At 41.2% G+C, this 14,555-nt stretch carries 5 protein-coding genes; 3 read left to right on the top strand and 2 right to left on the bottom strand.

Annotation, left to right across the window (positions count from 1 at the left end; all coding sequences use genetic code 11):
- The first annotated feature begins 970 nt into the window (after positions 1 to 970).
- The 3 genes from ABJD64_RS17105 to ABJD64_RS17095 all read left to right on the top strand — a co-directional run bounded on the left by ABJD64_RS17105 (position 971) and on the right by ABJD64_RS17095 (position 5,950).
- Positions 971 to 1,840, top strand: a complete 870-nt coding sequence (locus tag ABJD64_RS17105) for a two-component regulator propeller domain-containing protein (RefSeq protein ID WP_348181803.1) — start codon at positions 971 to 973, stop codon at positions 1,838 to 1,840.
- Entirely contained in the window at positions 1,837 to 5,106 is a 3,270-nt protein-coding gene (locus ABJD64_RS17100) for a two-component regulator propeller domain-containing protein (RefSeq protein WP_348181802.1), read from the top strand. Before ABJD64_RS17105 ends, ABJD64_RS17100 begins: the two co-directional genes overlap by 4 nt.
- Before the next feature lie 151 nt (positions 5,107 to 5,257).
- Positions 5,258 to 5,950: a LytTR family DNA-binding domain-containing protein gene (locus ABJD64_RS17095; RefSeq protein ID WP_348181801.1), complete on the top strand. Its 693-nt coding sequence runs from the start codon at positions 5,258 to 5,260 to the stop codon at positions 5,948 to 5,950.
- 310 nt (positions 5,951 to 6,260) lie between these two features.
- Here the strand turns inward: ABJD64_RS17095 and ABJD64_RS17090 are convergent, their stop codons facing one another.
- Positions 6,261 to 7,730 carry an IPT/TIG domain-containing protein gene (locus ABJD64_RS17090; protein ID WP_348181800.1) on the bottom strand — a complete coding sequence of 490 codons (1,470 nt, stop codon included), beginning with the start codon at positions 7,728 to 7,730 and terminating at the stop codon, positions 6,261 to 6,263.
- A 190-nt stretch (positions 7,731 to 7,920) separates the two neighbouring features.
- Positions 7,921 to 14,547 carry an RHS repeat-associated core domain-containing protein gene (locus tag ABJD64_RS17085; RefSeq protein ID WP_348181799.1) on the bottom strand — a complete coding sequence of 2,209 codons (6,627 nt, stop codon included), beginning with the start codon at positions 14,545 to 14,547 and terminating at the stop codon, positions 7,921 to 7,923.
- Between the last annotated feature and the right edge of the window lie 8 nt (positions 14,548 to 14,555).

The raw sequence follows: 14,555 nt of genomic DNA, 5'->3' as shown, positions 1-14,555 counted from the left end.
TTGAAACATTATTGGGAGGGGTCACTACTGAGAGGTAAGGTGTCCCCCGGTAGGTAATAAATCGTGAAGACCCGCAGAATAGTTAGAGGTTTAAAACCTTTATTTGTTGTACTTGTGTCGTAGTTATAGCATCAGAAAGGCAGTATCGTTTTGGGTAACTTATTGATTAGCAGTAAATTGATGGCAGGCCTCGGTTGCAGAGACCAACTGCCTGTGGTCATTGGGTTATGAGTCTTCGGACATTTATAATATGAGGATACATACCTTTGCCAAGGCTAACATTGCTGGGAATTTCCGATTCATTTCCCATCTTTTCAACAAATGGGAAGCATTTCCCATCAATTTCTCATTGAGAATAAGAAAATACTGAGAAATCAACACGTTTTTGTCCGTTTTTTGTCCGCGAAGGTAAGGGAGTCTCAAAATACAGCCTATACGTTTAATAGAGAGTGACTTTTGGCCCCGCACACATGTCACGTGGAAAATATCGTTTTGTTGGAAAGGAGAGGGTAGGGCGAATCCAACTGAAAATTCGTTTTAATACTCGTCTAGGGCAATGAAAAAAGGCTGCCTCAATTCGTCGAGACAGCCTTTTGTACGTCACTTTCAATGAAAGATCTTGTTGAGAGTATTTCATAGAATCGATCAAAGAAGATTCTACTTCGATCTTTATGTTCTTCAATTGGTGAGTATCAATGACGAAAGTCATGGCATAAAGAGTAAAACGAAAGTGATCAAAATCTTAATTCGAAATCAATTAACTGATTTAATATTTACTTTAATAATAAAATTGATGAAATGACCTATTGGGGTGAAGTTCAGGCCAATTGAGGTGACGACTTAAAATCAATGGTTCATATTTTCCGATTGCTGACAAATCATAGCGAATCAGCTCCGGTTTGCCAGAATTTGGATGGTATCCGGTGGTCTTTCGCTACTGATCATATATTTTTGAACATTAAGGAAAAGCGTGAGAAAATATCCAGTGACCACAATTCATCTTAGTAAAGGAGTTCTTCTGAGTAGCCTTGTAATGCTCCTGACTTTTGCCGGTATTATTCCAGTTGTTGGGCAAAATGCACCTGAACTAAAATTTAAACATTATGGTCTTGAGCATGGGCTGTCGCAAGTCACTGCAAACTGTCTATTGGAAGATGAGCAGGGATATATTTGGGTGGGCACACAAGATGGCCTCAACCGCTTTAATGGATACAATTTCAAGACATTTAGGAGTGATCCGGAAAACCCCAAGAGCATAAGCAACGGTCATATCAAGTGCATGATTGAGGATAGCTATGGTCGGCTCATGATTGGTACAACAGGTGGGTTGAATGTATTCGATAGGAAAAAGGAAATGTTTGAGGTTGTTCTGAGTGATCCGCAGCAATCCGTTACATTATCCCATAACCATGTAACGGCCCTATTAGAAGACAGTAGACATAGAATTTGGGTAGGAACGGAAAATGGCCTTAACCTCATGGACCCGACCACCTTGACCTTTGAGTCTTATAATCGAAACCCGTCGTCGACAACATCACTGGCTAATAATTATATCACTACACTTTGGGAAGATGCCCATGGTGGTCTCTGGATAGGGACAAAGTACGGGCTATATCTAATGGATGTAGCAAACAGCACCTTTGTTTCCTTTCGTCACGATCCGTCCAACGATTTTACATTGACCTCTGATGAGATCACGAAAATATTTCAAGATAGTAAAGAACAGATTTGGGTGGGTACCCGCAATGGGTTGAATCAATTGGACCCGACAAAAATGAATTCAGAAGGTTTCGTCATAGTCCGTTTGATGCAACTTCAATCAGCGACGGTCACATATTGAGCATATATGAGGACTCCGATGAAAAACTATGGATTGGTACTGCGATTGGCGGTTTGAACTTATGGGATGCTACCAATGAAAGGTTTGTTCGTTACCAACATCATGAGAACGACCCTGAATCGATTAGCAATAACACGGCCAGAGGCATAGTGGAGGACCGTTCAGGTAACTTATGGGTGGGTGTATCGAACAAAGGGCTAAATTTTCATGATCCCAGAACCCGGAATCTGACACACTATCGTAGCAGCCCAGGTAGTATCATTTCTCTACAAGACAATGCAGTGCGAAGTATTTTATTGGATGATCAGGACCGGATATGGGTTGGGTCCTTTACTGGATTGACAGTCATTGATAGGAAAAACAATAACAGTCGCAGATACAGACATATTCCCGGTGACTCCTATTCTTTAAGTGCCGATTATGTCATAAGTATTTCTCAAGATCATGACGATCGAATTTGGCTTGGAACGAGAGATGGATTGAACATCTATCAACCGGAAGGCGATCGTTTTATTCGCTATGAGGGGAATGACGAAGTGTCCTTAAAAGGCATCGAGATTGAATCTATCCTGCAAGATCATAAGCATCGAATGTGGGTAGGAACTCAAAAAGAAGGCTTGTTTCGAATAGATTTTGATAGTGAGGAAATTAAAAGATATGCCGTAAGAAGCGACAAGGCTACTTTTAGTCAATCTACAGCCGCGTGCATTGCGCAAGATTCGGAAAAAAGAATTTGGGTGGGATCGGCGGCCGGATTGTTTCTGTTCGATCCAAATAAAGAAATTTTTGAGCATGTTGAGAGTCAAGTTATTGAAGGCAATGACGTCAGAAATATTACTGAGGGAGACAATGGAAAAATTTGGGTAGGAACGAATAGTGGCCTTCATCTTTTTGACCCAAAAACGAATGTCTTCAAAACTTATCATGAAAAAGACGGACTATCTAATGCCGTCATCTATGGAGCATTGGCTGATGATCATGGCAACCTGTGGTTAAGCACAAATAAAGGAATCAACAAATTCAATCCTGAAAAGGAAACATTTGTCGTTTACGACCAGGCGGACGGTTTACAAAGCGATGAGTTTAATGGTAAGGCCTATTATAAAGATAAAATTGGTTTTTTGTATTTCGGAGGTGTAAATGGCTTGAGTATTTTTCACCCCGACAGCCTAAAAGAGAACACTGATTTGCCTCCTGTGATACTCACCGATTTTCTTCTGTTCAACCGGTCCGTTAGTGTTGGTGATACTACCGTATTGAAACGCTCATTGGACCATGAAGAAGAAATTGTGCTCAAGTATGATCAAGACATGTTTGCTTTTGAATTTGCTGCACTAAACTATAAGCAACCCGAAAAAAATCAGTTTGCATATAAATTGGAGCCTTTCAATGAGGATTGGATTTACACTGATTATAGGGACCGAAAAGCTGTTTTTACCAGAATTCCGGCAGGATCCTATACTTTCTCAGTTAAAGCTTCTAATGATGATGGCTACTGGAATGAGATGGGGCGAAGCATCAAGCTTACTATTCTGCCTCCCTGGTGGAAGACCTGGTGGGCCATTGCGCTGTATGTGATGCTGTCACTTGTGGTAGTTTTCTTCATTGCCCGTTTTCAATGGAGAAAGATACAACTCAAAAACAGGCTTAACCTTGAACGAAAAGAAGCCGAACAGTACAGAGCTCTGGATCGATTGAAAACTCAGTTCTTTTCGAACATTACGCATGAATTCCGAACCCCGCTTACATTGATCATTGGGCCCTCCGAGCAAATATTGAGACAAAACGAGCTGGACGAAGGCTTTACCAGAAATCAAGTGGAGCTGATCAGGAGAAACAGTCAAAAATTCCTGCAATTGATCAATCAACTATTGGACCTGAGCAAGCTGGAGGACCAACAAATGTCGGTGGACCTTTACAGAGGGGATTTGAACGAATTTGTCAAAGGCATTGTAGAAAATTTTCAGAGTGCTGCGTACCAAAAGCATATTCGGCTGAATCTGAATTCTCAACTGCCTGTTTCCGACTATTTATTCGATCGCGACAAATTGGATAAGGTGATCTATAACCTGTTGTCCAATGCCCTGAAATTCACACCTGAAAATGGCACCATCGAAGTGACCATTGGTCCTTCAGACGAAGATGCGAATAAGATTATATTTGGCGTTCAGGATAGTGGAATAGGCATAGCCGCAGATAAACTTCCACATGTTTTCGATCGATTTTATCAGGTGGAGGGTGCCTCTACCAGAAAATATGAAGGTACCGGTATTGGATTGGCGCTTACAAAAGAGCTTATCGAATTGCAAGGGGGTACTATACAGGTGACTAGTGAAGAGGGGCATGGGACCCGGTTCGTTATTGAGATGTCCATAGTGCAGGCGCAAGCAGCAGATGCATCCGAACCTGCGCGCTCTGAATGGAATGCTACGCATCAAACCTTTGCGATCGAAGACCTGCCGGAAATCGAAAACGGAGTAATTGATCCGGAATCCGAAAAACAAATTGTGCTCATCGTAGAAGACAACAATGACTTAAGGATGTTTATACAATCCGTACTACGTGAAAAGTATCAAATATTGACGGCAAGAGATGGCGCTGAGGGAATAGCTCTGGCGTTGAAGCACGTTCCCGACCTAATCGTCTCTGATGTGATGATGCCGGAAAAAGACGGGTATGAGTTGACCGAAGCACTCAAAAACCACTCACTTACCAGCCACGTGCCTATCATCCTATTGACGGCTAAGTCTAACCTGAAAAGCCGAGTGGAGGGCCTAACCCAAGGGGCCGATGCTTACCTCAACAAGCCTTTTAATGTAGATGAATTAATGCTCATAGTAAATCATCAAATCGAAACAAGACAACTGTTACAAAGTAAATATTCGGGCAAAACGAACAATGGGAACCAGGAGCCGGCAGACTTTAGTACAATGGATCAGGAACTCATCGATCAGCTGCATGCCTTCATTGAAGCCCACCTTAGCAACGAGGAACTTGCTATCGATGAGCTGATCAAAGAAGTCGCCATGAGTCATAGTCAGCTGTACCGGAAGATTAAGGCCCTTACTAATTTATCCATTGCAGGATTCGTGAGAAACTACCGGTTGGGCAGAGCCTTTGAGCTTTTAAAAACAGGCACATACAATGTAACCGAAGTCGCCGATATGACCGGATTTGGCAATAGACGGTATTTTCATAAGGTATTCGTTGATAAATACAATTTCCCTCCCAGTCAAGTGTTGAAATCCGACCGCGAGTCTCCTTAATCTCTGATTTAAATATCATGCTATCAGCTACTTATCACTTATGATGACGAATAAGGTGACCTTTTGTCTAATAAGTGGACAATTAAGGAAAATAATGAGACCCGTTCTTTTCCGTTCTTCCTCAATTTTGATTACAGCTAAAAAGTATTCTATGAGGAAGAGGGAAAACCATGGCCATTCATTGAATGAATTGTTTCAGGAAATTGGCATTGATCAGCACCAGGAAGATGTGCTGGATTCTAAAGAAGTCGTTGATACGAATAATCTGGCAGCGGCTAAACTGAACATTCTGCTGAGTGGTGAAGATGCTGGGATACAGTTGGCCAACCGGCTAGCCGATCAATTAAACATACCATTTGTTCTTATTAATTCAAATGGAATGAGTCATTCCACCGCTGAAGCATCAATCACCATCCCGGAGAATTATTTGAATGGATCAAGCCAGCAAATGCTTGAAGCACTGTCAAAATCACTGGCGAATGAGACCACACAGGCTATTGAGAAAACTGAAAAGAAATCGCCACATCAGCTGACGGATTCAATTTTCATAAAAGACAATTTCAATTATTTAAAAGTCACTTTCGATGAGATTGACTATGTGAAATCTGATGGAAATTACATTGAGATACATTGGGCCAACCGGGTCAGCGTACTCAAAAAAACTATGAAGAGCTTTGAAGAAAAGGCATCCCATCATGCCTTTCTCCAGGTGCATCGTTCGTACCTGATCAACTTAAATAAGATTACCCGTATAGGTTCTGCACACGTTTACCTGGATGGGCATAAAATTCCGCTTTCAAAAGGCAAAAAAGAACTGCTCTTAGAGATGTTAGATACTTTTTAATAGAATTCACCCCTTAAGTTGTTTCAAAAAGTACGCCTCGATTTTTCCCATTTCCTGTCTTTTCAATAAATGGGAAATCAACATGTTTTTGTCTGCGTACAAAGTATAATCATTCAAAAACGCCATTGACGTGCAACAGAAGCCGGTTTTAGGTCAAACAAACCTATCATGCGGAGATTGTGGTTTTGTTGGGAAGGAGAGGGTAGAGGGGAATTCTTCTTACTTAATCTTACATCATTCAATGCTTCACCAGTTTGTCATCTTTAGTATCAAACATATGAGAATATCTTTACATGGTACATAAAAATAATTAATCACCTGGTGGCGTGAACTTGTAGAAGTTTAATCCTATATCTAAACCTAAACCCATATATCCATTCCCATTAATCACCATGACTGTACCAGCGCTGAATCTTGCTGGCCTAAACGGGAAATTTGATAGTTTATCCCACGAATCATCAACCTCATTGTATCGCCAAAAATTAGTGTCCCATTCAATACCTGCTCCACCATAAGTAATACCCAGAAATATTTCATTATTGATGTAAAATGCTGTGGGGAATCGATTAGTTTGATTCTCTGCAGGAAAGTCACTTAGTTGTTTCCAGGAATTGGTTTCCAAAGTATACTCCCAGATATCTTTCCTTCCGGACCCAAGTCCCAAATAACCTTTTCCGTTTGCTGACAAGCTGAAAGCTTGTTGAGCCCATTTACCTGGAAAAGTAGTTTTCAAAATCCACATATCATTTAGAGGGTCATACATCCAAAATTCACGATCTTCCTCTCCAACTTCCCCTCTGCCTACATAGGCTTTTCCATCTATCACAAACCAATAGACTTCTCCTGTGTCTGTACCTGGGAAATCGGCTACTCTTAGCCAGAGATCATCTTGTGCATCATATTGCCAAAATTCATTCGAAGTAAATCCTACACCTGCATAGCCTACACCATCAATCGCGAAAGAGGCACCAAATCCAGGTTCTATCTTATCTCTTAATTGCGTCCAGCTGTCACTACTTTGATCGTATTTCCAAAAATCGTTGAAACTCTGAACATCACCATTTAAGACGTTCGCTCCAAAACCTACATAACCAACGCTTCCAATCGCAAAACTTATTGCATTATTACGACTTACTCCGGGGAAATCAGTAACTCTTTCCCACTTACTATAGATAGGAAGAAATTCTACATCAGATGGGTATTCTGTGCTGCCAAGAACCACAACTAAATTAACCGGCTCTATACCCAGGCCTTTTGGTACCAGTACTTTGGCAGACGTATTATCCAATGCTATAATCTCCGCTTCTCCAATACCAATCCGTATTTTCATGCCTTCTACGAATCCTGCTCCTGAGATAATTACCTCTTCTCCGGCAGAACCCTGTTCGGGTGCTACTCCGGATATTTGTGGTGTAGTTGACTCGAAGGTTATAACGTTTCCAAGATGCTCTGCTTCGCTGTCGCTGGCATAGGATTGGTAATGATAGGTTGTTCCCGCAATCAGTTCTTCAACAATAATTGAAAAACCTCCAATAGCTGACTTCTGACCTAAAGTCAGCTTAGTCGCATTTGCTAAGTCTGAAAACTCAGAAATGAAAAAACCATGATCTGTTATTGGTGAACTTCCCAATTGAGTAATGGTTCCACTCAACTCAGCAGATACAGGAGTGATATCTGTTGCGACCTCTGTGGTAACTTCCAAAACCAAAATTGGTTCTTCATCTTTTGAACAACTCAAGAGTATTGAGGCTCCTATTAAACTTAGTATGATTTTTTTCATTATTCTGACTGGTAAAATATTTTGTTTGTTGTTGTTGTACTATTGATGCATCACACGCATTGCGCTGAAAAAGCTAAATGGGCCGGTTGGGTATTCTTCATTTATCGGATTAAAAATCCTATGATATACATTCGACATTCCAAATGTCGAATAGTGGGGATCGCTAGCACTAAACCTAGGGTACTGCTTTTTAATTAATATCATATTTTCCTGTATCCCAATTGAACTGCATTTTCCCGCCATTTTTTCTAATTTCACTATTCAACCGCATCAGATTACCTCCCGAAATGCCTTTTAAATCAAGTGAGTTATTTCCTTTTTTAAGCATATTGTTAAAGGTATCCGAATCGCCACTTATAATACTGTGAACCATCACTGCAGATGTGCTGATTTCTACTGCTTGACTAGTATCACCTGTTCTATCATTGATGGTTTTTGAATCAAAAAGTTCATGTTCTTCAATTGATATACCCTCATGAGCATAGGCATCTTGTAAAGCATGCACCCCTTGACCAAATTGTTGTATACCAACGCTATTTTTTTTAAGCTCACTTAGTTTACCTCTACTTGCTGATTCAAAAACTTTATTCCAGCCAGCCCTCATACCCCTTGTCATCGCACCTTGAGCAGATATACCTCCTTTTCGTGCATTGTATTGTTTCTTCTCCCAAGGTGACCTCATTGAGTGCCATACATTATAGTTATATCCTTTACCTCTCCAAGCCGTTACCTGAGAATTTGCAGTTTCAGAATAGAGATATCCCTCATTGTCCTTATAACTCAACTGATTAAGAGGGTGAACCATATTGTTAATTTGCAAATGTTTTCCTGGATTGTCAGCGTAGACTGAAGTATAATGAGCTATCATTTCTGCTTGTTTCCCGCCAATTCCTGCAAGAGATAGTGCATTTAAAGTCATATTGTGATGTCTTGTTACAGTCCATTCACCATTTATGTCTGTATTAGCAATAGGATTGCCAAGTACATAATTATATGGACTAAATGACGCATAAGCATCAACTTTCTTGTCAACGCTATTCCACCTTCCAATCTCAGGCATATACATCCGTGCTCCATAATCCATCCACCCTAAATCCAATTCATCTTGTAACTCCTTCCCATTATACAAGAAACCATTTTTCTTACCAGCCGCTCGTTTATACCCGTTATTAAAAGTCAGCCCAAAAGGATAATAATCATCCTTCTGCACAATTGGTGTGTGATGCTGCACCACGCTAAAATCGTCAAAGAACACATCGTATGAGGCGGTTGCATCCTGTTCATTGGATAAATACACATAGATATATCCCGCTTGTTGAATAGTGATCGAATGACTCAAGTGCTCATGATCTACATCAGAGCCGTTTTCTTTCGCCGCTGATGATATCTGCTTAAAGCCTGATTGATCGGCTATCAGTTTGAAATTGTTATCAAAAACCATATAATTCAGGTAGGCTTTGGGAGCTCCAGTTGGGTTGTCTTTGCCAGTCCAGTCTGCAAATGGAAACGCTGCTTCGCCTATGCCTCCTGCATCAGGAGTGACCACTCCGGTGGCATTGGCCAAAATCGAGTTGACCACGGCTGTATTCACTACATTGGTCCAGCCTGATACATCGGCAGGATCATAGTACTTGGCATAGACTTCCATATCTATTTGATCTCCTGGCTTCACCATCAGCGACTTGCCCAAACCTTCTCTTTCTGTGGCTGAACCATTTAGTCGTATGCTGGTATTTCCCCCAGGCGTATTGTTGAACAGATCGGCGGTAATCTTTCGCATGCCATCATAACCTGAGAAGTAACTCGTTTCATTGGCTGCCACTGCCGATTCAAAGGTGGCTTCTGAGGACTCTACATCACTTTCTGTCTTAAATGTAGCTCTCACATTGCCCAAGTGATCTTTCAGATGGTATTGGTAATCAAAAGTTTGAGTTCCAGATCCCAGTCCCTGAACAGGTTCGGGAGGTCCGGGAACTTCTGGAACAGCCACAATCCTTCCTTCTTCATGTTGAATGATCTGAAGGGTATCGTTCTCATAGATAAACTCTCCTGTATAATTGGTTACCTTCGTAGGATCAGGGCTGGTGCCATCATAGACTTCTTGTGTGAGTTTGATCCCCGCTGCATCATAGATATACTTGATGTATTGACCATCCTCTTTAGTCACCTTACTCGGTAGGTTCAAGTGATTGTATTCGATATTAGCAATGCCCTTGTTGGCGTCGCTGATCATATTGCCATTGGCATCATAGCGGTATTCTTCATTGGTATTGGCTCCGTCTTTAAATCCCATGTCAAGGCCTGAGACATCGGTGACTTTGGTCAGTTGATTCCCGCTATACTCGTAGCTTAGGTCATCTATAACCTGTGCCGGAATATTAGCCCCAGCGGTCACGATCTGATCACCTGTTCTTTCCAGGGCCAAAATGTTACCATTGGCATCATAGTCTATGTTGGATACATCATAGTCCATGCCATTCGTTTCTCCATGGGTATAGGCAGCAGATTTCAGCCTGTTCAGTGGATCATAGGTGTAGTCATAACGATTGGAATTTCCTTCGAATGGGTTTTTCCAACGGGTAGCTCCTATGTTTCCATTATACTGTGGGTTAGCTGCATCTGTATAATTGAGTGCCATGGCAAAGTATTTGGTGGCATCAGCTACCGCCGGATCGTTGATATGGGTCAGCCAGCCTCGGATATTGTATTGATAGTTGATTTCCTGACTGAATTCATCATTGCCCTCTTTGTTGAGCTTCTTGGTGATGAGTTCGCCCAATTCGTTGTATTCGTTGGCCAGTATAGTCACTGCTGGGTCGCTGTTAATTTGGTGAGCAACACTCAACAATCGACCAGCGTGGTCATAGTCAAACGTTCTAAGGATATCATAAGTCTGGGTACCATTATCGTGTACTGTTTTGGATTGCAACACTTTGCCCACAAAGTCATACAAATTACTCGCTCGGTCAAAGCCTCCTTTTTGGTCGGCCGTGATCGTTTGAGTAACTCTATAACGATCGTCGTAGTAGCTCACGCTGTTCAGCCAGGTGTTGTCATCTAAGTTCTTCACTTTGCTGCCTGTCACTTGGCCTTTGACTCTCAGGGATTCGGTATTTTCAAAGCAGTAGGTGTCATTGGTAGTTTGGCAGGTGAGTTGAGTGAAATCATAGTTGTAGACGGCTGGCCAATTGTTTTTAAAGTCGTAGTTGTCGTAGTAGGTGACGGTCAGGTAGTTTGATTCGTTGGTTGCGCTCGGAAATGAAGCATTATTGTATCCGTGAATATTCCCACTTGATTCATACCATAAAGCGTTTCCTGTGGCCAACTCATTGTTGACATAAGCCTGCATTTGCACCTGATCCACTGATGAGGTGTGAATATAGATTCCTGTCATCACCGGACGATTCAGTACATCGTACTTGGTGAAGATCCATTCTCGCCCTGAGCCTGTCGAAGGTTCTCGCTGGTTAGCATCTTGGGTCAGTACCAATCGGTCTCTGTTGTCATAGACCATGTATACTACTCCAGCTCCTGGCACTTGTTTTTCAGTCATGCGCTGACGCTGATCGTATTTGTATTGGAAGGTCCATTGGTTTAAGAAAACTTGTTTGGGATTGATCGTAATAATTTTCATTTCGTTTGAAACCTTTGTCTGATTTACAACACCATTGGTAATGGTATAGCGGTAGATTACTGATTCGGTAGCTGTGATCACTTTCACATATTTATCCCCAGTCACATGTTCGTTTTGAGCCGTTATATCTGTCCATGTCGTACCGCTGGCATTGCGTTTTTCCCACAAGTAGGTATTGTTGGTGCTGGCATCATGGGTGTCGATCACCAATTGAGTGCCTTCTAACAGGTCTTCTTGGGGATAGGTAGGGTTGTTGTTTGATTGGTTTGAATAAGTAAAGGTTTTGAAATTATGTGTGTTTGTTCCTGTCAGATTGTTTTCTATATCTGCATAGGGGATGTTGTTGTTCTCTATTTTAAAGTTCAGGTTAGCCGCATTGGTATGTGTACTCAAATTGGGGATGGAAGAGAACTTATTGTCATATAAGTACATAGAAACCAATGAAGGCATCATATTGAAATCAACCCCTATATCTTCAGTTAGGTTATTTCCATAAGCATGAAAGTTCTTCAAAGAGGTCAAATTACTCAATGAGGTAGGAAGGGCACCTGTCAATTGATTATTTTGCACGTATAGATATTGTAATTTCGAAGCATTACCTAAGGAAGTAGGGATATTTCCAGTAAGCTGATTATCGGATAAATAGAGGTTTACAAGATTTGTTAAATTTCCTATATTTTCCGGGATTTTTCCGGTCAATTGATTTTTATGTAAATAGAGATATCGTAAATCTGATAAATTGGTTAAAGATTCTGGGATGGAGCCTATCATAGAGTTGTTTCCCAAATGAATGGTAACCATTCCACTTAAGTTTCCCAACCAATCGGGGACATTGCCTGTCACACCAGGATTACTGAATAGATAAAGGTGTTGTAGTTTGTTAAGGTTCTGCCAGTGATCAGGAATACTACCAACTACATTGGTTTGGCCAATGTAGATGTAATACAGTTCGGACAAGTCTCCTAAAAAGGCGGGTAACTCTCCTCCAATATCACAATTAGCAATAAACAACAATCTCAATGCTGTTAAATTAGTAAAACTGGAAGGGATAATTCCAGAGATGGTTCCACCGCGGATATATAAAAGTTGAAGATTGGATAAGTTGCCTAGGGTGGTAGGAAGCGTTCCACTAAATAAATTATCATGAAGGTATAAACTCTTCAATGACTCCAAATCACCCAATTCATCCGGTAGTTGGTCATCAAGGCTATTTCCATTTAGAATTAAATATAAGAGTGCCTTTAGATTCCCTATGCTGGCTGGTATTGATCCTGCAATGGCGTTATCATTCATATAGATATACTGTAACTTTTTCAAATCGCCTATAGCCGTTGGTAATGTACCTGTTAGATTGTTGCCGGGTAAATCTATTCCGGTGATATCTTCTGCTACTACTGAGACTCCTTTCCAACCAGTTGTTTGATTCACATTGGTGATGGTATTCCATTCAGCTTCACTAGTCGGCCAGCCAGACTTATCAGTCCAATCGGTAGCTCCGTTAGTACTTTCGTAAAGGTCTTTGAGGGCCGAGATTTCTAAATAATCTGGTGTGTCACCATTCTGGTTATCAATGCATAAAGAAAATGTACCTCGATCACTCCCGCTCGAATAATTACTAGCAACAGCCAAATAGTATACCGCACCTATAGATAGATTTGTAGAAACTATTGATAGATTCCCAGCTTCCTTACAAGCAATCTCGCTGCCCTGAACATCTTGCAAAACTAGTTTGGCATTGCCTAATGTGCCCGGGGTCATGCTGATGTCCACATCTGTTGATTGAGCAGTGAACTTAAACCAAACATCATTGTACATACTCGCATCACAACTTGCGCTTAATGTCCCTGTAGCATTTTCTGTACTGTACTCGTTTGTGCCGCTACACCAATTGTTCAAACTTGTAAGTTCAACTGCTCCGACCTTATAATCAAATGGTGCCTGGTCATTGACGCAGAGTGTGAAAGTACCGTTGTAGATAGTGGCTGATGACCGGTCTCCAACTGATATATAATACCATTCACCAATAATTAAGGATTCTTCCACTATTGATATTGTAATCCCGCTACTATAATTACTGGATGCACAACCAACCTCATTGCCCTGACTGTCTTGTAAAACAAGTCTGGAATAATCTATCGTGCCTTGTGTTAAATCGATTGCTATAAACTCGGTCTGGGCTTGAAACTTGAACCAAACATCGTCATAATTGCTGCCATCACAACTAATAATAGAGCTACCTGTGGCTCCTACATTGGTGTATGCGTTGGTATCACTGCACCAATTGTTCAAATTTGTTAACTCAATTGCTCCTGCCTTATAATCAAATGGTATCTGGTCATTGACACAGAGGGTGAAAGTACCATTATAGATAGAGGCTGATGACCGGTCTCCAACTGAAATATAATACCATTCACCAATCACCAAGGATTCTTCTACTATTGATATGGTTGTCCCATAACCATAGTTACTTGATGCACAACCGATCTCATTGCCCTGACTATCTTGTAAAGCAAGTCTGGAATAATCTATCGTGCCTTGTGTTAAATCGATAGCTATAAACTCGGTCTGGGCTTGGAACTTGAACCAGACATCATCGTAATTACTGCCATCACAACTCATGGTAGAGCTACCTGTGGCTCCAACTGTAGTATATTCATTGGTCGTACTACACCAGCTGTTCAAATTTGTTAACTCAACTGCTCCAACCTTATAATCAAATGGTGCCTGGTCATTGACACAGAGGGTGAAAGTACCATTATATGAGTTGCTAGAACGTCCGCTACCTATAGAAACATAGTACCAATCACCTACGGTCAATGCTTCACCAATATATTCAACTATTCCACTACTCGAGCCGGCTTTACATCCTACCTCAACACCACCAGCGTCCTGTAAAACTATGGTACCGTAACGCAAACCTACCATGGTCAAACCTATATCGATAAATGGAGTCTGGGCCTGGAATTTAAACCATACATCCTTATAGATACTGCCATCGCAGGTGCCACTTAGACTACCAGTGGCAGCTGTGGTCGTATAAGCACCCGAAGCACTGCACCAGTTGTTTTTTTGAGTTAGCTCTTGAGCATTGATTTTCTCGTCATTAGATGGTGATTGGGCCTTAGAATTTTTGCCAATTGCCAATAAACTAACAACTAGTGATAATATGTATAAGTTTCTCATCTGTATAT

It is taken from the genome of Reichenbachiella sp. (assembly GCF_039944555.1).
Classification (GTDB): domain Bacteria; phylum Bacteroidota; class Bacteroidia; order Cytophagales; family Cyclobacteriaceae; genus Reichenbachiella.
The sequence above is the reverse complement of the archived record's forward strand: the minus strand, read 5'-3'. Positions and strand labels throughout refer to the sequence as shown.